Genomic DNA, 25,275 nt, shown 5'->3' with positions numbered 1-25,275 from the left:
CATAACCAGATGAAAACAAACATAATAAAAACATTGTTGCTGTCGGGAATCATAAGCGGCTTCGCAGCCTGTACCACGACCTCTCCCAAAGACATGTCATACGACAGGAACCGATATGAATTCAACGATATACTGGATATCCGGCTTACCCCCGATTCCACGGTCAGCCGTGTAGGCTGTTTTACCGACGCCGGCTCATGGATGGGGTTCACCCTACCTCAGTCAGACAGATGGGTCAACGGTTTTTGCGGTCCGTTCAGCATTGACAACCGTATATGGTTCGCCCAGGCAGCCGTAGAGGTAGGATTATCAGGCAAAAAAGATGTCATGACTCCAGATTCGGTATCCTATTTTCCCGGAGAAGTATACATGGCCTCATCATCTGCGGAAGGAAGGATTTTCCAACGCATGAATTTCATTGACGCAAATACAGCCCTCCTGCAGGTAGAGACAGACTGCAAGGCCGGGCTGAGTTTCACCGCCCGCCAATGGAACAGCCATATACGCCTGGAAGCCGAAAGGAATACAGTCACGGCCTACCATCCCAACGGAGAAATCATCACTCTTTCATTCGGAAATGACATTACCCTTACCTGTGACAAACACAATTACATGGCACAGACTCAGCCCGGATGTAAAAAGGCAGTCGTAGCCATCTCTTTTTTCACTTCCGAGAAGGAACTGCTTGCCAACCGGCAACACATACAGTTTCTGCTGAACAACCCCAAAGAAGAGCTGGCACAGAATACCGCACGCTGGAACGGTTATCTGCAGAATGTATTGCGTGATGACATGAAACCTGAATATGACCGGATTGCAGTCAAATCGGTCGTAACACTGATTTCCAACTGGCGGACACACAGGGAAGGTCTCCTACACGAAGGAGTCATTCCCAGCCACGCTGTCGGTTATTTTATCGGATTCTGGGCATGGGACAGTTGGCGGTTTTCGGCTGCACTGGCCAGTTTCGCCCCCGAACTGGCAAAGAACAACATCCGGGCCATGTTCGATTACCAGTTGCCCGACGGCATGATTATAGACTGCATCTACACGAACTCAGCCGAGAACAATGCACGCGACAGCAAACCGCCCCTGGTATGTTGGGCTGTTGACAAGATCTTCACCCACACACAAGATACCGCCTTTGTCAAGGAAATGTATCCGCAACTGCTGGCCTATTACAAATGGTGGTATGTCAAACGTGACCACAACCACAACGGAATCTGCGAATTCGGCTCCACCGACGGGACATTGGAAGCGGCGGCATGGGAAAGCGGCATGGACAATGCCATACGTTTTGACCATACCGGGATGCTGAAGAATGCAGAAGACGCCTGGAGTATGGATCAGGAAAGTGTCGACCTCAATGCCTACCTGGCCTATGAATGTAGGTTGCTGAAAAAATTTGCCTCACTGGCGGGTACCACATTCGACGGTCCGGACTACAGCGACAAAATAGCCGACTACTTTTTCGACGAACAGACCGGCTGGTTCTGTGACCGCCGGCTGAGTGACGGCAGCTTCATTGCAGAACCGGGATGCGAAGGTTACACTCCGTTCTGGGTAGGGATAGCCGACCAGCGGCAAATGGATAAAGCACTCGTCCTGCTTACCGATACCACCAAATTCTCGACCTACATTCCTTTCCCGACAGTAGCAGCCGACAATCCAAAATGCGATTCAAACGGTTACTGGAGAGGCCCCATCTGGCTGGACCAGACTTATCAGGCCATCACAGGACTGAGAAACTACGGTTACAAAGAACTTGCCGACCGATATACAGAACAGGTTTTCGAACGTTGCCAAGGACTGAAAGAAGACGCTCCTATCCATGAAAATTACGGGACACACGACGGAAAACGGCTACAGGCACCCCATTTCAGCTGGAGTGCATCACACCTCCTGATGATGTATGAAGATTACAATAAATAACAGTCTCAAGCTCAATTTTCTTATAATCAAAAGCTGCACACCTCTCCTACATTAAGAAAGTGTGCAGCTTCTTTTTTGAATTCATCATTTCATCCATTTCTGTTGCGCATCCGGCAATTCTGTCCAATCTTTCTGGACATAACCGGCAGAAGCATCCGTTACAATCAGTACCTGATCATTTCCACTGTTGTACCCGCCATCAAACTGAAAGAAAGTCACTTTATTTTCAAACTCACCTATATAAGTCAGCTTGCCACTCTTGGCAGCATACCACCACGCATTTTTCCTTGTCCCTTCAATTTTAGTCAGGTCAATCTGCATAGGTATCCCGCTATAATTATATACCAGCATATAGTCCTTTCCACGGGTTGCGATCACACGGTCGTAACGGATACCGTTCTTACCGGCGATGACGCTTTGATCGGGCACACGTTCAAAGAACGGAAACGTCAGAATCAAGTTCTTCAGATACTTCATCTGGTTAAAGCCCGGATCCTTCAATGCTTCATACCAAGGCTTGTCGGCTCCATAGGCCGCACTGTATCCAGGACGATAAAACTGCATGATCGAATTATGCCCGTAAGTATGACCGAAGGAACCGGCAAAGACCGACCAGTATGCATAACGGCGGACATCAGCATCGCTCCAACGGACTTCTTCCGGATCATGCAGACCTTGAGGAATGTCTTCATAGACAGGTTCCCCATCCAGGACAGGCTTTAACGGAGTCTCAGCCTGACAAGCTTCCACATAACGCCAGTTATCTTCTTCCGTATTTTCCTTAATCGGGTAATCTCCGTCGCCATTGCGCTGTCCATACCGGCGGTGTCCGCTTTGGAACATGTTGAAGTCCAGCCATTCCGCATTGTTGAACCACTTGGCGGAAGTAGTACGGCCACGCGGATGGAACGTCATTACATGGTTTTTGTCGACTGCCTTGATGGAAGTAGCCAAAGCCTCCCATACTTCTGTCTTCACATCCCCCCGGATATCCCCACCTATAATCCATATGATGTTCGGAGCATCCTTATACCGTTCGGCAAGAAACGTCCCGTAAGCTTGTGCCTCCTTCACATCCATCAGTCCCTGACTGACAGGAGTACCCCAAATACAGACCATACCGATATAGATTCCATATCGTTCGGCAGTACGGATAATATAATCCATATGATCCCAATAACCATATACACCTTTACGGTCGATATGACTGAAGTCAAACCCGTCAGTCATAGAATACTGCCCATAAAAGTTCATGGAAGGCACTCCGTTCAAAGTCTGCACCTGCACGACATTATAACCTGCATTTTTACAACACTCCAGATAATAAGGAACCTCTTCCCGGTTCAAACGCTCTGGCATAAGCCACCCCGTTTCTCCCAACCAGAAAAAAGGAGCCCCGTTCTCATGCTTCAGATAACGATGTTCTTCCGAAACCGTCAATTTCCCATTTTTCCAGGGGATATAAGTTTCCGATTTTTCTGCAGCCCATAAAATAGCCGGACAGCACAGCAGCAATACCGATAACACAATGACTGATGTTTTTTTCATAGTTATGATTCTCAATTATTACAATGTTACATTCCTGACATTCAATACGTTTTTATTTTCCGCCTACAACATGTACTATCGGGTTCCAGCCACATCCGTATGATTCCGTAAATCAAACCAGATTTTTATCCGAGACCCTTCATCACCTACATTTATCTTGACCGATGAAGATTCGCCACCGGTTCCCTGTGAGTTGACAGCGGGTATCTCCAGCAAAAAAGAAAGATCACCTGCCGGATATTCCACTACAGACATACCCCGGTCTTCCCGGTCACGCGATTCTTCAGGCGTAAACACACGCAAATAAAGTCCTTCCGTTTCCGAATAAACTGTCAACGGCGCATTTCCGGACTGTAGAGTAACCCAATAAAGATCGCCATGATAACCCTTAAATTCCGGATATACTACAGGAATATGATATTCACCGGTAACCGTGTTGTTATACGTTTTCTGCCATATACCGTAACGGGTACCCCGTATGCGGTTTTTCCACACCCGGTAAGGACCACGTCCCAACCAGCGCATCCCTTTTACCTCATTCTCCGGATAAGAGAATGTGAATCCCAGGTTATACACCTTTTTATCATAAAAATCTCCCCGGCGGTTAAGTACCACTGCATCCATACCCAACAGACCGGAAGGTGTCATCCGCCAGACAATCGAATCTACCGCTCCGGCATACTTTACGGCATAAACGGCCGTATCGCCTTGCATACGTACGGCAGAAGTCTGCAGCTGCACCTTCATCCCCACCGGAAGAGGACCGTTGGAAAGAGGAATAGTCAGCCCGTCACACGAAAGCCGCACCAACATTCCATCCGAACGGTTAAAAACAGCACGACTATGTCCGGCTTCCAATGTCACATAATTTTCATCAGCCTGCCAATGCGCCTTTTCTCCATTACCTTCTGCCGATGTCAGGTAATTCTCAACGTAGGAGTGAGGACTACGAATGGGGTATGTCCATGTACAAACCGTATCACCTGCCGTACCATAAGCCTCCAGTTCCAGCACATCACCTTTCTGAAAAGCTTCCGGAAGCATGAAACGGGCCGTTCCTGTCTCACCCGGCGCAATGGATGGTAATGTCACATCTCCCTCAGCCAAACAGACTGACTGATCCGACAAAAGAGGTATCTGCCACACACGCCATTTCATACGGACCTCATCCATACTTGTAAACAAATAGTTGTTGGTCACACGAAACTGTCCGCAGAACGACTGATTCACCCGGAAAGGTTCTATCTGCACAGGAGACCACACTTCACGGACCGTATAGAAACTTCCTTCTTTCTGGCGGTCTGCACTGACAATACCATCCGGTGCATTCGGACCGTATGTATCCATTTCACCGGTGTCTGTCCGGTATAGGGCCTCATCTACATAAGCCCACAAAAAACCTCCGGCAAACAAAGGACTACTACAGAACTTTGCCCATAATCCATCCAGTCCAGCACCCTGGCCGCGGTCATACAAGCCATGAAGGAATTCGGTCATCATAAACACTTTCCGTCCACGATCCATTCGATACACATTATCTTGTCCGGTAGGATAATGCCGTGTATCCAATCCGTCAAAATCTGCCCACGGATGAATGACATGGCGATGCTGCGGATCATAGTCAGCAAAACGGCGGTCCACCGTTGTATTCCATCCACCTTCGTTACCATTTCCCCAAAGGAATATACAAGGATGATTCACATCCCGCGTTATCATTTCCGGCAGCAACCGTAACGCAATGGTATCACTATAATGATTCTGCCAGCCACACAACTCGTACACATAAAGCAACCCCAAAGAGTCACACAAATGCAGGAAATGTTTGTCGGGCGGATAATGGGAACGTACAGCATTCATATTCATCTGTTTAATGAGCAAGGCATCCTTCAGGTCAAGATCCGGGCTCACCGTACGGCCCTTCTCCGGATCAAAACAATGCCGGTTAGTACCTTTCACCAACAGACGCGTCCCATTGAGATAAATACCATCGGCAGGACGAAAATCGATTGTACGGAAACCTATGCAATCCGTAACCTCATGCACAACTGTCCCCTTATCATCAATCAGTTTAAGCGTAAGACGATAAAGATTGGGGTGTTCAGGATCCCAGGTCTTGATTCCCGCCCACTGCGTGGTCAATGTCTGTTTTCCGTCAGTCGACAATTTACAAACCTGCCTCCCCACAAGTGTCTGCAAATCGGCTGTCGACAAGGCCAATTCCAACCGGCAGTTCTCCTGCAAATGTTCCAGAAAAACATCCGTATGCAAAGTTCCGTCGGCACGGGCATCCACCGCAAAACGTTCTATATGCATCCGGGGTTTTGCTTCCAGATAGACAGGACGGTAAATGCCGCCAAAAAGCCACCAATCCGCCCGACGTTCAGCTGCATTAACAGACGGATCGGCAGACTGCTTATGCACAGTTACTTCCAATGTATTCTTCCCCTTGAATTTCACCAGTTCCGTAATGTCATAAGAAAAACGGTAAAATCCGCCCTGATGCACAGGTCCTGCAGAAACGCCATTGACTTTCACATCCGCATCCGTCATTACACCTTCGAAGACAATGCGTATCCGTTTGTCCCGCCATTGCCCGGGCACACTGAAACGATGCCGGTAGATGCCATACTCATCATGACAATCATGCTCCCGGTAATCATTATACTGTTTATACTTTTCCCACTCCTTATAGATGTAATAACGTCCGTATGTATAACCGCCAAAGCCCTGCTGTTCCCAGCATGAAGGCACTTGTATTTTTTCCCAACTTCCCGATTTCATGCCGGACGAACACCAGAAATCCCAAGTCACTGTGTGGTCAGCATCCTTTCCCGAGAGATAAAACACTTCAGTTTGCTGTGCTTTCGCTTCCCAAAGGCACAAACTGAACAGAAACAAATAAACGTAACGTATCATATGTTTTTTATCTTAATAATAAGTCCGGCATTTCATACAACCATTTCCACCTTCCCAGGAAAGGGATCAATCCATATCAACGGGAATAAAAAAACTCCGGAATGAACAAACTTACAAGTCTCAGAGTTTTTTGTAGACCAAATCCAGTTTTGTATACTTACGTTCCTGCGGATTATTCCAATGCTCCATCAGTCCGAGCGGTTTTTCAAGAGGCTTGCCGTCCTGCTCCGGGTCATAGACAGTGCCGCTCACCGGTGACGGTATGGTGGCAGCTTCACGCAGATATTCATCGCAATAATTGAAACTACCGAACTCGGGCCATTCACCGATAAGCATATCCATACCCACTACGTCGCATGCAAGCGGATCCTGTGACACAATAAGTGAGCAACACCAGTCGCCATTGAAGGGCTCCTTCTTCCACTTGGGATTCGGTTTCCCGTTCACATCACGCGAACCGTATGTGCCGTCAATCAGAAACAGCAGACATTTCTGACCGAGGTCCTTGTGCCCTATGAAGTCAACAAAAGTTTTGTAGCCAGGCTTACCATGTTTCTTGTCCGGACTGAAATTGTTGTGTGCGTTCTTACGCCACAACAGGTTTATATCGGTAGCACCATACCAGTTTTTAGCAGTCAGAGTCACACCCGGCCCTTTGTGGGTCTTCAGCAGGGCACTGTTAATCAGGTAGTCAGCATCCACTATACACTTGGCCAGACCGCGGGCCAGCCGCCCGTTGTCAGCCGAATACTTTATCTGGTCCTCATAATACTCACATTTCAGACGGCCACCACCACCGATATTGTCAATAAAAACCACCTCAGGAAACTCCCTGTGACACTTGTTGAATATACTGTCGGTAATGGCACGACTCGGCTCGCAGACCACAATGTCTGCCGGACTCACTCCCGCATCGTTCACCAGACTGCGCACCAAAGCCAGAGTAACGAAAGGCGACGAATTAAGATCGATAGTGTCACGGTGCGTAATCGCATTGTTCATATTAAGCTTTATGGCTATCTTCTCACCTTTTCTATATCCGCGATTGCCATGATTACGTCTGGCATTGAAGTCCTTAAACAATGCACGCCACGCTTTCTTTGCGTTTTTCTCACCCGTAAGTTGCACAACAGCCTCACGCACCATAGCATCGGCTTTGCTCTGACTGTTCCAGCGGTCCTCCATCCACAATCCGGTTTCACCGTCCCAGGTGGCTACCCCAGGGCTGTGAATCCACGCAACACGTGCCGGATGAATACCTATGCCACGGCCGAGGGGATCGTTGGGCTTAACAAACAAATGCGGTTGGGCTGTTACTATATGGCAGGCCAGCAATGAAAGAATGGCAAAAACAAGTATACCAATGTTTCTATTCTTATTCATTTTTCACTTAATAAATTAAAGATAAAAAAAAGACGGCGGCAAACGCACACCGTATGCTTCGTAAAAGTAATAAAAATTTTATTTAGTAATTATAAATTTTTAACCTGTCCTCTAATTTTCAATATTTTTATGCTTTACCAAATCTCATAAACAAAAGGTCGGACAGGTACTTGAAAAAGAACTTGATATTCTGTAAAAAGAACTTGCTCTTTGATAAAAAAGAACTTGAACTTCACAAAGAAAGGACAAGGTCTTTGCCTTCAAATTCCAAGGCATTTTCCAGAAGCCTCTATTTTAAAATAAAAAAAAGGGAAACAAGGCCTCTTCCTAAGCCCTGGTTCCCTTTCCGACTATTTTTTCTGGATTTTACAGTTTGATTTTCTTCTTTACGGCTTTCGACTCGTTATGCAGTCTGTCGAGTGCGGTCACCACATACCTATATTTGGTCTTACCGTCTTCATATGGAAGTTTATAGAAGGTGTCGCGGGTAATGGAAATGATATGCGAAGGATCATCCAGATTCACCTTTTCCCCATTATCGAAACGATACACTACATACTGGACGGCCTCATCCATCACATCCTTCGCTTTAGGAGCGGTCCAGAACAGAATATACCCGTCAGATGTCCAGACCGGCTTCAGCTTTTTCACCTTACCCGGAGCCTTGTCATCCATAAAAGGAGAAACGGGAAGCAATGCCGGATACTTATGATACACGTTCACCAGCATGTCACGATAATGGCCCCTGTTCTTGACGACAGCCGCCGCATACCATTGGCAACTTCCCTGAATGGTTGGCAATGAACGCTGCAAGTTATATTTCGCCGGTATCTGGCTCTGGTTGGGATTTTTCGGATCGGCCTTGGATACGGTACGGATCACATCCTGACCGATATACAGCGGACGGGCAGAAGAATTCCGTGCCCACCAACGTACCAACGTATCATAATCGGCTGCAGGATGACCGATTTCCCAATATACCTGAGGTATGTTATAATCTACCCAACCGTTATTTACCCATAACAGGATATCGGCATAAAGATCATCATAGTTCTGCAAACCGTTGGTATCGCTTCCGTTGGGACTGGACTTCTTGTTACGGTAAATCCCGAATGGAGAAACACCGAACTTTACCCACGGCTTACAGGCACGCACAGTTTCATGGATTTCCTTGATCAGGACATTCACGTTATCACGGCGCCAGTCACCCCTGTCGGTAAATCCACGTCCGTAGGCAGCATAACTCAAATCATCATTGAATTTCTCTCCCGGATTAGGATAAGGATAGAAATAGTCGTCCATATGGATGGCATCTATATCATAACGGTTCACGATATCCCTCACAATCTTACAGATATACCTTCTGGACTCAGGATATCCCGGATCAAAATAAAGCTGTCCGGCATAACGTACAAACAGCTCGGGATGCTTGTTATACGGATGCATCGGCGACAATGCAGTGGTCCCTTTTGTCTGAGCACGGTAAGGATTGATCCATGCATGGAGTTCCATCCCCCGTTTATGACATTCTTCCACCATAAACTGCAGAGGATCCCAATATGGCTGCGGCGCCTTTCCCTGTACGCCGGTAAGAAAACGGCTCCAAGGTTCATATGAAGAGGCATAAAGTGCATCACACTCGGCGCGGACCTGGAATATAATGGCATTGATACCCGCCTCCTTCAAATTGTCCAGCTGGCCGACAAGTGTCGCCTTCATCTTATCTGTAGACATTCCCTGGAACTGACCGTTCACACACTGTATCCACGCACCTCTAAATTCCCGTTTAGGATAAACTGTCTGTGCCGAAACGCTCCCCACTATAAAAAGGACCGCCAGCAAGAGCAGCAAAGTTCTTGATTTCATGCTTTCGTTCGTATTTTATAATCGAAGTGCAAATATAAATAAATTCCATTACAAAGTTTTTATTTTTGGAGGGATGCAATGAAAGCTGGTTAAAAATATATATGTATCTTTGTCTCTCAACAGAAAATTAAACATACAAGCATGTCTGAAAGCAATTTCATATCAATAAAGGGAGCAAAGGTCAATAATCTGAAAAACATCGATGTCAACATTCCCCGTAACAAACTGGTCGTCATTACCGGATTGTCCGGTTCAGGGAAATCCTCTTTGGCTTTCGACACATTATATGCAGAAGGGCAGCGCCGCTATGTGGAAAGCCTGTCATCGTATGCCCGACAATTTCTGGGCAGGATGAGCAAGCCGGAATGTGATTTCATCAAGGGGATACCGCCTGCCATAGCTATCGAACAGAAAGTCATCAGCCGGAATCCCCGTTCTACAGTAGGTACATCGACCGAAATCTATGAGTACCTGCGCCTGCTTTTCGCACGTATAGGCAAGACCTACTCCCCTGTCAGCGGGCAGCTTGTCAAGAAAGACAGTCCTGAAGATATAGTCAACTGTATGCTTACCTATCCAAAAGGTACACGATATACTGTACTTACCCCGATTCTTCCCCGGGAAGGACGTACCCCAGCCGAACAGATTGAAATGGATATGAAAGAGGGATTTACCCGTCTGGAAGTAAACGGTGAAATGATCCGGATAGAGGAATACAGTTACAATGAAAAAGATACCGTCTATCTGCTGGTAGACCGGATGAGCTGTGACGATACCAAAGATGCCATGAGTCGTCTGACCGATTCTGCCGAAACAGCTATGTATGAAGGCGACGGAGCCTGTATGCTCCGTTTCTTCCTGCCGGACGGAACGACCCGGCTGCACAGTTTCAGTACCAAATTCGAAGCCGACGGTATCAAGTTCAATGAGCCTTCTGACCAAATGTTCTCCTTCAATTCTCCGTTAGGTGCCTGCCCTACATGCGAAGGGTTCGGGAAAATCATCGGTATAGACGAGCATCTGGTAATCCCTAACCGTGCACTGAGTGTCTATGATGGAGCTGTAATGTGTTGGAGGGGAGAAAAGATGAGTGAATGGCTCAAAGAATTCCTGCGTGAAGCACCCGCACATGATTTTCCTATCTTTACCCCTTACTATGAACTGACTCAGGAACAGAAAGACTACCTGTGGCACGGCCCGCGTGAAAAGGTATGTATCGATTCTTTCTTCAAGATGCTGGAAGAAAACCAGTATAAAATCCAATACCGTGTCATGCTGGCCCGTTACCGTGGAAAAACAACTTGTCCGGAATGTCATGGAAGCCGTCTGAAAAAAGAAGCTCTGTATGTCAAGGTAGGAGGACATAACATAGCCGAACTGGTAGAAATGCCAGTAACCCGACTAAAGGAATTCTTCCGTTCCCTGGAACTAGACGAACATGACCAGACCATAGCGGCCCGCCTGATGAATGAAATAAATAACCGGTTGAATTTTCTGGTTGACGTAGGCTTAGGATATCTGACTCTGAACCGGTTAAGCAACTCACTCTCCGGAGGTGAAAGCCAACGTATCAACCTGGCTACTTCTTTGGGAAGCAGCCTGGTAGGATCATTGTATATACTGGATGAACCGAGTATCGGACTTCATAGCCGTGATACAGCCCGCCTCGTCAAGGTTCTCCGCCAGCTGCAGCAACTGGGCAACACGGTAGTAGTTGTAGAACACGACGAAGAAATTATCCGTGCAGCCGATTACATCATCGACATCGGTCCGAAAGCCGGACGACTGGGTGGTGAAATAGTTTACCAAGGTGACATGAAAGATCTGAAACCCGGCAGCAACAGCTATACTGTCAGATACCTGCTGGGAGAAGAAACCATACCACTCCCGGCAAGCCACCGCTCCTGGAACAACTACATCGAAATTAAAGGTGCCCGTGAAAATAACCTGAAAGGTATTGATGTACGCTTTCCGCTGAATGTCATGACGGTAGTAACCGGTGTCAGCGGTTCCGGAAAAAGTACATTGGTACGGGACATCTTCTATAAAGCCCTGAAACGGGAATACAGTGAAGCAAGCGACCGCCCGGGAGAATTCGTATCCCTGGAAGGCGATCTTTCAATGGTAAAAGACATTGAGTTTGTCGATCAGAATCCCATAGGGAAATCGTCCCGGAGCAATCCGGTCACCTATGTGAAAGCCTATGACGAAATCCGCAAACTGTTTGCCGAACAGCCACTTGCCAAACAAATGGGATACACAGCCGGATATTTCTCATTCAATACAGAAGGAGGACGCTGCGAAGAATGCAAGGGTGAAGGGACCATTACCGTAGAAATGCAGTTCATGGCCGATCTGGTATTGGAATGTGAATCATGCCACGGCAAACGGTTCAAAAGTGATACGCTGGAAATCAAATATGAGGATAAAAACATTTACGACATCCTTGAGATGACGGTAAACCAGGCTATCGAATTCTTTACGGAACACGGCCAGAAGAAAATTGTAAAGAAACTGCAGCCCCTGCAGGAAGTAGGCCTCGGCTATATAAAATTAGGTCAGTCTTCATCAACCTTATCGGGAGGAGAAAACCAGCGTGTCAAACTGGCCTATTTCCTGAGCATAGAAAAAGCCCAGCCTACCATCTTTGTCTTTGACGAGCCGACAACAGGACTGCATTTCCATGACATCAAGAAACTACTGGATGCCTTTGACGCCTTGATCGAGAGAGGGCACACTGTAGTGATTATCGAACACAATATGGATGTTATCAAATGTGCAGATTATGTAATTGACCTCGGTCCGGAAGGAGGAGACCAAGGAGGAAATCTGGTAGTCTGTGGAACCCCTGAAGAAGTGGCGAAATGTGGGGCTTCCTATACAGGACAATATCTGGCAGAAAAATTACACTGAGAAAATTATTTGTATTAACTTAAATAAATACTATCAAACACATGAACAAGAAACTTAAAGCTTTGTTGGGGTTAGGAGCAATCTTATTGAGCATACAGACCTCCGGACAATCTCTTCCGTACCAGAATCCCGGACTCAGTCCGGAACAACGTGCCGAAGATCTTCTGTCGCGGCTGACACTGGAAGAAAAAGCCGCCCTGATGCAGAACTCCTCTCCCGCCATTCCACGATTGGGAATTAAGGCATACGACTGGTGGAATGAAGCTCTGCATGGAGTAGCACGTGCCGGACTGGCAACGGTCTTTCCTCAGGCCATAGGTATGGCCGCTTCTTTTGACGATGCACTTCTTTATCAGGTATTCACGGCCGTTTCGGACGAAGCAAGGGCCAAATCGGCTGAATTCAGCAAAAACGGCGGACTGAAGCGTTACCAGGGACTGACATTTTGGACACCTAATGTCAACATTTTCCGCGACCCGCGTTGGGGACGCGGACAGGAAACCTACGGAGAAGATCCCTATCTGACTTCGCAGATGGGAATAGCCGTAGTCAACGGACTACAAGGACCGGCAGACGCCAAATATGACAAACTTCATGCATGCGCCAAACATTTTGCCGTCCACTCCGGACCGGAATGGAACCGCCATCAGTTCAATGCCGAAAATGTAGATCCACGCGATTTGTGGGAAACCTACCTTCCGGCATTCAAGGCTCTGGTACAAAAGGCCGATGTAAAGGAAGTGATGTGCGCCTACAACCGGTTTGAAGGAGACCCCTGCTGCGGAAGCAACCGACTCTTGACACAGATTCTACGCAATGAATGGGGATATCAGGGTATCGTGGTTTCCGATTGTGGAGCAATCAGTGATTTCTGGAGAAAAAAGAATCATGGAACTCATGAAAGCAAGGAGCACGCCAGTGCCGAAGCTGTCCTGAGCGGGACAGACCTGGAATGTGGAAATGATTACAAATCACTGCCCGATGCGGTCAGAGCCGGACTGATTGATGAAAAACAGATCGACACATCAGTAAAACGCCTGCTGAAAGCCCGCTTCGAATTAGGAGAAATGGATGAAAATATTTGTTGGGATTCCATTCCTTATTCTGTTGTCGACAGCAAGGAACATAAAGAACTTGCCCTGAAAATGGCACGTGAAAGTGTCGTCCTGCTCCAGAACAAAAACAATACACTGCCATTAAAAAAAGGCTTGAAGATAGCCCTTATCGGACCTAATGCCAATGATTCGGTCATGCAATGGGCCAACTATAACGGATATCCTTCCCAAACCATAACTTTATATAAGGCTATGAAGGACCGCATTCCAGCCGATAGACTCATCTATGAATTCGGCTGTGACCGCACTTCGGAGGTTACCCTCGAAAGCACATTCAGCCAGTGCAGCATCGACGGCAAGACTGGTTTCCGTTCAACCTATTGGAATAATATTAAAATGGAAGGCCAGCCTGTAACCGTGACACATACATCCACTCCATTCCATTTTGTCACTACCGGAGGAACGGTATTCGCTCCGGGAGTCAACCTGCAGGATTTCTCGGCAGCCTATGAATCGGTCTTCACGCCACAACAGGACGGAGAAATAGGATTCCGTTTCCAGACACATGGAATCATCCGGCTTTATATCAACGGGGAAAAAGTAGGAGAAGGGAAGTATCTGCAGAATTATGCCAATGTCTATACCCTAAAGGCAGAAAAAGGGAAATCATATAACGTAAAAGTCGAATTCATCTTTTACAGCAAAGACCGTGCCGCACAATTGGACTTTGATATGGGACGTGATGTTCCGGTCAACCTACAAGCCTCGATTGACAAAGTCAAAGATGCCGATATCATCGTCTATGCAGGAGGAATCGCTCCATCCCTGGAAGGAGAGGAAATGCCGGTCAGCGCTGCCGGATTCAAAGGTGGCGACCGTACATCCATCGAATTACCTGCTATCCAACGCCGCATGATTACCGAACTGAAGAAACTCGGAAAACCGATAGTTTTTGTCAACTACTCCGGCTCTGCAATGGGATTGGAACCTGAAAGCCAGCTTTGTGATGCCATCATCCAAGCCTGGTATCCGGGACAAGCCGGCGGTACTGCTGTAGCCGATGTATTGACCGGCGATTATAATCCGGCGGGAAGACTCCCCGTAACTTTTTATCGGAACGACAGCCAACTTCCTGATTTTGAAGACTACTCCATGAAGAACCGAACATACCGTTATTTCACGGGAGACCCTCTCTTCTGCTTCGGACATGGATTGAGCTATACTCAATTCAATTATGGTGAGGCTTCACTCAGTTCAAATACGATAGGGAAAGGAAAACAAGTAACTTTAACGATACCGGTAAGCAATACCGGGAAATATGACGGAGAGGAAGTCGTACAGATCTATTTAAAACGTAAAGGAGAAACAGACGGACCTACCCATGCATTACGCAGTTTCAAACGTATAGCCGTCAACCAAGGTACAACTGTAAATGTCACGATACCGATGGATGCAGAGAAATTCCAGTGGTTCGACCCGTCAACCAATACCATGAGACTGATTGACGGAGAATACGAAATCCTGTACGGAGGTACATCTGATACAGATTTATTAAAAAAAATAGACATTTCAGTAAACGATGAATGAATGTTTACTAAAATTTAAACATTCGTATTCCTTTTTTGTTACCTTTGCGTAACTTACTTAATCTACCATTTCACAGTTATGCAAAGGAAAACACTGAAATACCTGATAATTATACTGGTCTGCTGGATGGCAGCTCTTCCGGTACCATCCCAGACCAGTATAATTTATTCTACCGACAACCAAATCTCCAGCAGTCTGATCAACGACATATATCAGGACCACAAAGGATTTATCTGGATAGCCACTGAATATGGTCTGAACATGTTCGACGGTAACAAATACACATGCTATTATCATATAGACAACGACTCGACGTCCCTTTTGGACAACTATATACACAGCCTGTTTGAAGACAGAGAAGGTAATTTTTGGATATGCTCGTTAGGTGGACTGATGAAATATGACTATAGGACCAACACATTCTCCGAACTTCCTCTATACAACAAATCTGTCAGGGTACACCCTCACATCCGCCAAGTCATTGAAAGCAAAAACGGAGACATATGGATAGCCTCATCGGGAGAAGGTGCATTCAAAATTAGCCGGGGAGAACAAAAAGGCATACGTGTAGAAGATCTTGACAAACCCGATTTTATCTATCTGAGTTCCATACTGGAAGATGACAGCGGAAATATCTGGCTGGGAGCCGAAAACAACGGCCTGTTATGCTATAATCCCACAACACGGCAGAGCAAACTATTCCAAAAACCATTTATCAGTGAAAACAATATATCCGTACTTACCAAAGACGATGCCGGAAACATCTATATCGGAACCCTGAAAGGGGGAGTCAATGTATATAATCCTCAAACATCACAAATAACACAACTGCCATATCATGGTAGATTTGACCTGCAGATCAAGACTTTATCCTTTATCCAGAATAATCTCTATATAGGGACAGACGGAGAAGGGCTGAAAATCTACACCCCAGGAAGTAAGGAAATACAGGATAAAGATCTGGAAGACCTTACAATCAATATTAACAATGCCAAAATCCATTCCATCCTGATTGACCGTGAAAACAATCTCTGGCTCGGACTGTTCCAACGGGGTATCGTATTCGCCCCCCAGAAAAAGAACCCGTTTCAATATTACGGTTATAAATCGCTCCGCAACAACCCGATCGGCAACAGTTGTGTCATGTCCCTGTTACAGGACAATGACGGAAGACTATATGTAGGGACCGATAACGAAGGGTTATATATTCTTGACAAAGACTATCGGCAGATCAAACATTTCACTCCGGGAAAAGGAATCCAGGACATAGCCAATACGGTCCTCTCAATATTCCAGGACTCGGATAAAGAGCTATGGTTGGGAACATATACCAAAGGGGCCGCCAGATGTAATCCACAGACCGGGATCTGCGACTTCATCCCGGAAATGAGTAACGAACGTGTTTTCTCCATCACAGAAGACAAAGACAAACGTCTGTATTTCAGTACATATGGCTCCGGATTTTATGTATACGACAAAAAAAATCAGACTATCAAATGTTATGAAGCACAAGAAAGAAATGACGACAAACCGGGAGTGGACGAACTGCTCAACGGTTGGATCAACTCACTTTATTGTGACAAGGAAGGACTTATCTGGATCGGTCATTTCAAAGGTATCAGCTGTTTCAATCCCCAAACACAAAGTTTCATCAACTTTACCAACAAGAATTACATCATCGGAAACTGCATCGGCTATGCAATCATAGAAGCAAAAGACGGAACAATATGGGCCGGAACATCCAACGGCTTATATTCGTTCAACAAACAGACAAAAGAAATAAAACGCTATACCCAAGAAAATGGATTGAGTAACAACGTTGTATGTGGTATATGTGAAGATAATCTGAACAATATCTGGGTAAGTACGTTTCATGGTATCAGCTGCCTGGATCTGAGTAAAAACAGCTTTACAACCTATTACTCAAGTGACGGACTTCAAGGTAACGAATTCACTCGAGGAGCCTTTTTCCGTTCACCGGAGGGAGAAATCTTTTTCGGTGGAGTAAACGGCATCACTTCTTTCGTTCCGGAAAAAATTACCATATCCCCGCAAAAGCCTGAAATTCTGATTACCGATTTCATCGTTTCCGGTAAATCCATCAATACCAACAGTTTGTCGGGAGGAGAACACATCACCCGACAGGCAGTTACCGAATCCGACCGTTTCAGGCTCGGCCATCGGGACAATACTTTCAGTATATCCTTTTCGACACTTCAATTTGCCGATACTCCACAAATCATATATAAATACCATATCAAGGAACTGGAGACAGAATGGCAACAAACTGCCCCCGGTATCAATACCGTTACCTACAACAATCTGCGTCCGGGACATTATACCTTTCAGGTATATGCATTGAATCACGGCCAGAGTTCCGAAATCAAAAATATACATATCATCATTACCCCGCCTTGGTTCCAGTCCTGGTGGGCTTACCTCATATACCTTCTTGCCGGATTGTCTGTGGCAGGAGTTATTATAAGTTTCATCCGTTCACGACTGGATCAGCGCAGAGAGAAACTGGAACGGCAGCACGCAGAAGCACTCAATGAAGCCAAACTGCAGTTTTTCATTAACATATCTCATGAAATCCGGACTCCGATGACACTAATCATCAATCCATTGGAAAAACTGATCCAGAATTGCAAGGATTCTGAACTCGGAAAGACCTATATGATGATTTACCGTAATTCCCAGCGGATCTTGCGACTAATCAACCAATTGATGGATATCCGTAAAATAGACAAAGGACAAATGCATCTGAAATTTCGTGAAACTGACATGGTAGGATTCATTGAAGACTTGGTGATGGCATTTGGTTTCATCGCAGAGAAAAAACATATTACACCGGAATTCAATCATACAGAAGAGCATCTGAAAGCATGGATTGACCTGAATAATTTCGATAAAGTCGTAATGAATCTGTTATCGAACGCATTCAAGTACACTCCGGAAGGAGGAACTGTCACCATTACACTGAGCACCGGAGAAAGTGAAGAATACAAGATGCCGTTACGGAAATACATAGAAATCAAAGTCGCCGATACCGGTATAGGACTCGACGACAGCCAGATTGAACGGATATTCGACCGTTTTTACCAAATCAACAATGATATAACCCGCAATCAGGCAGGCACAGGAGTAGGATTACATCTGACCCGTTCATTGGTTGAACTGCATCATGGAATAATCATTGCCCGCAACCGGAAAGATGTGCAAGGTAGCGAATTTATAGTACGTATTCCTGCAGGAGGGAACCATCTGATGCTGGAAGAAATGGAACAACCTACTGAATTTGAGAATAAAAATCAATTTCTGCAAAAGTATAAACAGTCTGAATTGGAAAGTCTGGAAGGAAATGAAAAGGAAGAAGGCAAAAAGGTCAAGGCAAAAAGTAATCTGCACATTTTGGTCGTTGATGACGAGAAAAAAATCCTGGAATATCTGAAAAATGAACTTTCATCCGAATACAAGGTACAGACCTGCAACAACGGACGAGAAGCATATGAGTACATTCTGAACAATCATGTCGACCTGGTTGTCAGTGACGTAATGATGCCGGAAATGGACGGATTCACTCTCTGTAAGAAAATCAAACAGAACGCAAATATCAACCATATCCCGGTAATTCTGCTAACCGCCAAAGGGCGTGCCGAAGAACAGCTTGAAGGAATCGGTCTGGGTGCCGACAGCTACCTTGTAAAACCATTCCACATTGAAATGCTACAAGGTATCATAACCAATCTTATCAACAATCGACGCCTGCTGAAGAACAAGTTCAGCGGTGCACAGGAACAGGCTGATAAAGTTCAGAAGATCCAACTCAAATCGTCTGACGAAGTACTGATGAACAAGATTATGAAAATCATAAACGACAATTTGTCGGAGCCTTCATTAAGTGTGGAAATGTTAGCTAATGAGGTAGGCCTCAGCCGTGTACATCTGCACAGAAAACTTAAGGAACTGACCAATTTGTCGTCCCGCGACTTTATCCGCAATATACGCATGCAACAGGCTGCCAAACTGCTCAAAGAAAAGAAGCTGAGCATTTCGGAAGTCGCCTACGCCGTAGGATATAATAATCTGTCTCATTTTTCCAATACCTTCAAGGAATATTTCGGAATGTCACCAAAAGAATACATGCAAGCTAATTTGACAGACCATAAGGAGGAAAACGAAACTAACGGAACTTCTGATTAGTTAAAGGAAATGTATATTTCTCTCTTCTGAAAAATAAAACGAACCCCTCAAAAGATTTTCACTTTTGAGGGGCCGCACAAAACAGACATATTTCAGTAACAAAATAAAAGTCTTTATGGGTTAGGCAACATATCCTTAGTAGGACGTTCAAAGTTACTGATAGGTAACTTTACCTTTTCCAATTCTTTCAGTTTATAGACCGGCTTTTCTACATCTGCCGGCAATTTCATTTTTGAGAATTTCTGAAAATAGAGCAGGCAAGCATCTTTCCACCAGATTGCATCATGCATCTGGATATCCAGACGTCCGGCTACATTTCCATAGCGTTCTTCATCTACATATGGCTTCATCTTCTCCCACACATTCTGGAAACCACGAACTTTCTTTACTCCTTCATCATAAGAATAACAAAGTTCTTCCCACAACGTTTTTCCACTCTTCATCCGGTACTTCCATGGCACATGATGGAACCAGAGAAGAAATTCCTCGGGACATGTATCCAGACTGTCGAATATCCTGTTTAATGAATCCGGATATTGGGCCACAGCATTACTTCCTGTATGGCTTCTGTCAAAACCCAATCCCACCTTATCGGCCTGATGGTAATATGGAGGCAGCCAGTCAGGACGTGCTCCCGGAACCGAGCACCATGGCTCAGGACCATAATGATGTCCCCAGGCAAAGATGTGATGCAATCCCAAAGGCATCATATAATCAACCACAGCTTCTCGGCTGTCACACATGACCTGCTCCATCGGTCCAACGAACCTGCTGTCGGTCGTGAATGTCTGTTTCAACCATTCATCGGCAATCTCTTCGGATGTCAATGCCGGATTCCAGGCCAGACGGCCGAATGCATACCAGTTGGATTGGGCAAAATCATGTCCGCACCAGTTCACCTCATCACCCACATTGGCAACGCCGGCCATCGCTCTCAGAGAATTAGGCTGCACATAACCGAAAAACTCTTTCCACATAGGTGCCAGATAAGCCAGATGATTGGAATGTCCCAGATATTCCTGGGTTATCTGGAATTCTACCATCATCGAAGTATGCTTCATTGACGTGAATAACGGACTATACGGCTCACGGGGCTGAAAATCGATCGGACCATTCTTGATCTGTACGATAACATTGTCAAGAAACTGCCCGTCAAGAGGCTGGAATTCAAGATATGCCTGTTTGGCACGATCATGATCGGAAGGACTGTATACAAAAGCCCGCCACATTACAATACCCCCATAAGGTTTCAACGCCTCGGCCAGCATATTGGCACCTTGGGCATGTGTACGTTTATAATCACATGGTCCCGGCTGTCCTTCAGAATTGGCCTTAACCAGAAACCCTCCGAAATCAGGTATCAGACTATATATTTCCTTCACTTTTTTCTGCCACCACCCCATCACGTCCGGGTTAAGCGGATCGGCTGTTGCCAGCTTCCCTAAAGCCATCGGTGAAGCAAAGTTGACAGACAGATATACCTTCAAGCCATAAGGACGGAATATATCGGCCAGTACCTTGACCTTCTGCAAATAATCTGCCGAAAGGATCTCGGGAGATGCGTTCACATTATTAAGTACAGTACCATTGATACCTACAGAAGCATTGGCACGTGCATACTCCTCATAACGAGGAGAAATTGTAGCTGGCAAATCTTCCCATTTCCACAAAGAATGTCCGGCATAGCCCCGCTCGATGGTACCGTCCAGATTATCCCAATGATTGAGTATACGCAATGAATAAGCCGGCTTTTCCTTGATATCCAGCTTACTCACATCCGCTTTCATTTCCTGCAGACGCAACAGATGATAAGTCCCGTAAAGCAGTCCTACTTCCGAAACCGATCCGATTTCGATATTCCCGCCTACAGAACGGATTGTATATCCTTCTCCTCCAAGCGACTCATATTCCGCCCCATTACATAGCTGTAAGGAAACAGGTGCCCCTTTCCACCCCTTGGCTATTTCACTTTTCGCAATATCCAAAGTACGGGAATGCAACAGGCAGTTGACTGTCGCATTCCCGGAATTGACCTGACGGAGCCATAAACGGCTTCCGTCTTCCGCAGACATACCCAAAGTACATCCACAGAATAATATACTAACTAATAACTGTCTTACCATTCGCCTCCACCGTCAATGGTTATGATCTTGCCATTTTCATCGTATTCAAGTTCAACCACCTTCAAACTACGGAGCCATGATTTTCCACCTGAAGGTACACTGTCATGATGGAACAGATACCATTTGCCCTTATATTCTACAATGGAATGATGAGTAGTCCATCCTACCACCGGAGTCAGGATAACTCCCTGATAAGTGAACGGTCCATAAGGATTGTCACCAACAGCATAGCAAAGCATGTGCGTGTCACCAGTAGAATAAGAGAAATAATATTTACCGTTATATTTATGTACCCAGCTGGCTTCAAAGAAACGATGGGGATTATTGGCCTTAAGCGGTTCTCCGTTCTCATCGACTACCAGTACGGGGCGTGGTTCTTCGGCAAACTGCAGCATGTCTTTACTCAGTTTTACCACACGGCTAGGTAATGCCGGCTGATCCCCTTCCGGAAGTTCAGGGATTTCCAATGCTTTGTTATCCTTGTAACGCTGAAGCTGTCCGCCCCATATTCCACCGAAATACATATAATAGTCTTCACCTTCTTTCAGAACAGCGATATCAATACTGTAACTGCCCCGGATAGGATCCGGCTGAGGAATGAAAGGACCTTCAGGACGGTCACCGACAGCAACACCGATACGGAAAATATCCGTTTTGTCCTTCAATGGGAAATACAAATAGTATTTTCCGTCTTTCTCGGCCACGTCACTGTCCCACAACTGACGTCCTGCCCAAGGAATATCAGCTATATCAAGAGCCTTGCCGTGGTCTATCACTTCACCATGCATCGGATCATCTGTTGAAAGCACATGGCTGTCCTTCATCACATACTGGTCACCGTTGTCATTCTCTACATTGGCACACTCCCAGTCGTGCGATGGATAAATGTATATACGGTCATTGAATACATGTACCGAAGGGTCGGCCATATAGTCGCTCGGAAATAAATATCTTGCTTCCTTTTTCATGATTTTAAATTTTATTGAATATGATATAAACTTTTACTTGACTGAATCAGTTGCAGCTTCCATCAAATCGACAACAAACGGTTTTGGCTGGTAGTTACGGTCGAACAGCAAAGGATAATCCTTACGTCCTCTTACCGGGAAATTGTTCTTCCAGGAATCACCGTCCGATACTCCCCATGCAGTCACACGGGTAATTACGTCAGAATGTTTTTCAAACAGATTGAAGAATGCCATCATACGTTCGTTCCATACCTTAGATACAGAGTCGGGCAAAGCTTCCGGATATGGATTCATCGCTTTCTTGAAAGCTACCGTATCCGAAACATTGGCACTCTGGCGCACAGTAGGCAGAGCCGACATATCCCATTCTGTAATCATAACCTTCACGCCAGCTCCGGCATAAGCTTCTATACTTTCCTCAAACTCCTTCAAATCCGGATAATCCATACCCATATGTCCCTGCATACCTACGGCATCAATACGGAGCCCTCTTTCTTTCAACTGTTTAACGAGTTTCACTACAGCATCTCTTTTACCCGGAACATTCATAGAATAATCATTGTAATACAATTCAGCATCCGGATCGGCTTCATGCGCATACTGGAAAGCCAGAGGAATAAACTCCTCTCCCAATATCTTATAGAAAACACTCTTACGGTAAGAACCGTCTTCCATAATCGCTTCATTGACCACATCCCATCCTTTGATTTTTCCTTTGTAACGGGTCATCACTGTCGTAATATGATCTTTCATACGCTGCTTCAGCACCTCAGCCGAAACCTGTTTTCCGTCTTTATCTACTGTAAACCAAGGTGCCAGCTGTGAATGCCAGATCAGGCAATGTCCGGTCACCACCATGCCGTTCTCCAGTCCGAAATTGACGAATTCATCGGCTTGAGTAAAATCATACCGGTTTTCTTCGGGATGGATAACCGCACATTTCATACAGTTTTCAGCAACCACCGCATTGAAATGCTGTTTCAAAATCTTCACAGCATTTGTATCCCTCCCCGATGACTGGAATGTATTTATAGCAGCTCCCATCAGGAATTTGCCTTCAACAACATCCTTCAACGAAGGTTCCTGTACTACAACAGCTTTCTGTTGGTTACCACAAGCCACTAAAAATGCTCCGGCCAAAACAATCGATGTAATGTGTCGTATTTTCATCTTACTAAATTTATTTATAGGTTAATAATTGTTTTTTCTTCTTTCTGCCAGATCGGCCTGCATCTTTTCGTTATATTTCTTGGTTATCGGATAGAAGAACAGGGCTATCACTCCGATAAAGAATGTGGCGGCCGGAATCAAACTTGAAGAAAGGATTATTCCATGAATGGCTGATTCGCTCTGAGCTATTCCCGAACCTGAAACATAACCGAACCCGGACAACAGGAATCCAAGGATGGCTCCTCCGACACCCAATCCGGCCTTCAAGGCAAATACTACACCCGAAAATACAAAACCTGTAGCACGACGGTAATGTACATATTCGGAATGGTCGGCAACATCGGCAATCATGGCCCAAAGCAACGGAACGGTAGGAGCATAAGCCAGACTCTTCAAGAAATTCAGGACAAACATCATTTCTATGTTATCCTTAGCCGGGAAATAGAACATCGCTGTAAAGACAGCTGTCAGCGTCAGACAAACGATAAAGGTGCTCTTCTTTCCGTACCGGTTCGCCAAAAATTCAGACAACAGGATCACACCGAAGAACTGAACCAAGGCACCCACCATATTAAATACACCGAAGCCTACCTCGTAAGCCTTGTCGGGCGAACTTACTACCAGTCCGAAAGCATTCAATATATGATATCCTATCGTATCCTGAGCCTCGGTCGCTACCAACCCTATCTTATCGAGGAATGCATAAAGAGCAGCCTTGTCCACATAATTTTCAAAATAATAGTTCATGGCACTTCCCCACATGGCCAGTGTAATGAAAACGAACAGAGTCAGCACAAACATGGAACGCCAGGGAACGCTGCTGAATACATCCTTGATATCCTGGCGGGTATCATTCTTCTGTCCTGCCGGAGGAGTGATACGTTCTTTTGTAGAGAAGAACACCACCAGCAAAAACAGAAATCCGACTGCCGCAAAAAGAGAAATCGTACATAACCATCCGTGGGCCTTGTCTCCTCCATCGGCAAACTTGCTTACCAAAGGTAAGGTCAAACCTTGTACAACAAACTGTCCGATCGTAGAGAACACGAAACGTACCGACGTTATACTGGTCCTTTCCTTTATATCGGACGACATGACACCACCTAAAGAAGAATAAGGAGTATTGTTGAATGAATACATGGTCATCAACAATGTGTATGAAATGGTAGCGTACAGCGCAACCAGACCTTTGTCTTCAATTCCCGGATTATAGAATGCCAGTATGTAGAACACCATGAAAGGCAATGCCGTCCACAACACCCAAGGGCGGTATTTACCCCATTTGGTCTGGGTTCTGTCGGAAAGAATTCCTACTGTCGGGTCGACAAATGCATCAACGATACGTGCAACCAGCATAACGGTACCGGCAATAGCTCCTTCCAACCCGAACACATCGGTATAAAATTTCGTCTGATAAATCATCATCATCTGGAACACAAGGTTCGCAGAGCAGTCTCCTAATCCATAACCCACTTTCTCGGCTATGGAAACTTTTTGGTTTTGAAGTGTAGTCATAGTATTTTTATCCAATATTTTAATCTTCACACTAACTGAACCGGAGAAAAGAAGAGTGGACAAGCGCTGAAAGCACAAATATTCTCTCGCTCCGAT

Annotated in this window: 12 protein-coding genes; 4 read left to right on the top strand and 8 right to left on the bottom strand. The window is 45.6% G+C overall.

Annotated features, from left to right (window positions below; genetic code table 11):
* The first annotated feature begins 9 nt into the window (after positions 1–9).
* A complete protein-coding gene (locus BQ7489_RS06495; protein WP_072530347.1) occupies positions 10–1,932 on the top strand; it encodes an MGH1-like glycoside hydrolase domain-containing protein in 1,923 nt (640 codons plus the stop codon).
* An 84-nt stretch (positions 1,933–2,016) separates the two neighbouring features.
* Here the strand turns inward: BQ7489_RS06495 and BQ7489_RS06490 are convergent, their stop codons facing one another.
* The 4 genes from BQ7489_RS06490 to BQ7489_RS06470 all read right to left on the bottom strand — a co-directional run bounded on the left by BQ7489_RS06490 (position 2,017) and on the right by BQ7489_RS06470 (position 9,645).
* On the bottom strand, positions 2,017–3,480 hold the full coding sequence (locus BQ7489_RS06490; RefSeq protein WP_072530346.1) for a glycoside hydrolase family 140 protein: 1,464 nt from the start codon (positions 3,478–3,480) through the stop codon (positions 2,017–2,019).
* Positions 3,481–3,555: 75 nt separating this feature from the next.
* Positions 3,556–6,396 carry a glycoside hydrolase family 2 TIM barrel-domain containing protein gene (locus BQ7489_RS06485; protein WP_083580473.1) on the bottom strand — a complete coding sequence of 947 codons (2,841 nt, stop codon included), beginning with the start codon at positions 6,394–6,396 and terminating at the stop codon, positions 3,556–3,558.
* 120 nt (positions 6,397–6,516) lie between these two features.
* Positions 6,517–7,779 (bottom strand): DUF362 domain-containing protein, encoded by a 1,263-nt coding sequence (locus BQ7489_RS06480; protein WP_072530345.1) that lies wholly within the window; start codon positions 7,777–7,779, stop codon positions 6,517–6,519.
* Positions 7,780–8,145: 366 nt separating this feature from the next.
* Positions 8,146–9,645 carry a glycoside hydrolase family 10-like protein gene (locus tag BQ7489_RS06470; RefSeq protein WP_072530343.1) on the bottom strand — a complete coding sequence of 500 codons (1,500 nt, stop codon included), beginning with the start codon at positions 9,643–9,645 and terminating at the stop codon, positions 8,146–8,148.
* 141 nt (positions 9,646–9,786) lie between these two features.
* Here BQ7489_RS06470 and uvrA point away from each other — a divergent pair, with 141 nt between their 5' ends.
* The 3 genes from uvrA (at position 9,787) to BQ7489_RS06455 (ending at position 19,403) form a co-directional block, all read left to right on the top strand.
* Positions 9,787–12,558 carry an excinuclease ABC subunit UvrA gene (gene uvrA, locus BQ7489_RS06465; protein WP_072530342.1) on the top strand — a complete coding sequence of 924 codons (2,772 nt, stop codon included), beginning with the start codon at positions 9,787–9,789 and terminating at the stop codon, positions 12,556–12,558.
* Between the two features lie 41 nt (positions 12,559–12,599).
* Complete coding sequence (gene xyl3A, locus BQ7489_RS06460; protein ID WP_072530341.1) at positions 12,600–15,200, top strand: xylan 1,4-beta-xylosidase; 2,601 nt, start codon at positions 12,600–12,602, stop codon at positions 15,198–15,200.
* Positions 15,201–15,278: 78 nt separating this feature from the next.
* Positions 15,279–19,403, top strand: a complete 4,125-nt coding sequence (locus BQ7489_RS06455) for a hybrid sensor histidine kinase/response regulator transcription factor (RefSeq protein ID WP_072530340.1) — start codon at positions 15,279–15,281, stop codon at positions 19,401–19,403.
* 113 nt (positions 19,404–19,516) lie between these two features.
* On the opposite strand, the gene BQ7489_RS06450 is transcribed toward BQ7489_RS06455, so the two are convergent.
* The 4 genes from BQ7489_RS06450 to BQ7489_RS06435 are packed head-to-tail and all read right to left on the bottom strand — an operon-like array spanning position 19,517 to position 25,179.
* Positions 19,517–21,526 carry an alpha-glucuronidase gene (locus BQ7489_RS06450; protein WP_072530339.1) on the bottom strand — a complete coding sequence of 670 codons (2,010 nt, stop codon included), beginning with the start codon at positions 21,524–21,526 and terminating at the stop codon, positions 19,517–19,519.
* Positions 21,520–22,494 (bottom strand): glycoside hydrolase family 43 protein, encoded by a 975-nt coding sequence (locus BQ7489_RS06445; RefSeq protein WP_072530338.1) that lies wholly within the window; start codon positions 22,492–22,494, stop codon positions 21,520–21,522. Before BQ7489_RS06445 ends, BQ7489_RS06450 begins: the two co-directional genes overlap by 7 nt.
* 33 nt (positions 22,495–22,527) lie before the next feature.
* Complete coding sequence (locus tag BQ7489_RS06440) at positions 22,528–23,664, bottom strand: endo-1,4-beta-xylanase (RefSeq protein ID WP_072530337.1); 1,137 nt, start codon at positions 23,662–23,664, stop codon at positions 22,528–22,530.
* A gap of 21 nt (positions 23,665–23,685) precedes the next feature.
* Complete coding sequence (locus BQ7489_RS06435; RefSeq protein ID WP_072530336.1) at positions 23,686–25,179, bottom strand: MFS transporter; 1,494 nt, start codon at positions 25,177–25,179, stop codon at positions 23,686–23,688.
* Between the last annotated feature and the right edge of the window lie 96 nt (positions 25,180–25,275).

Origin of the sequence: Bacteroides ilei, assembly GCF_900128495.1 — a bacterium.
Taxonomy (GTDB): domain Bacteria; phylum Bacteroidota; class Bacteroidia; order Bacteroidales; family Bacteroidaceae; genus Phocaeicola; species Phocaeicola ilei.
This window is presented reverse-complemented; position numbering and strand designations above follow the sequence as displayed.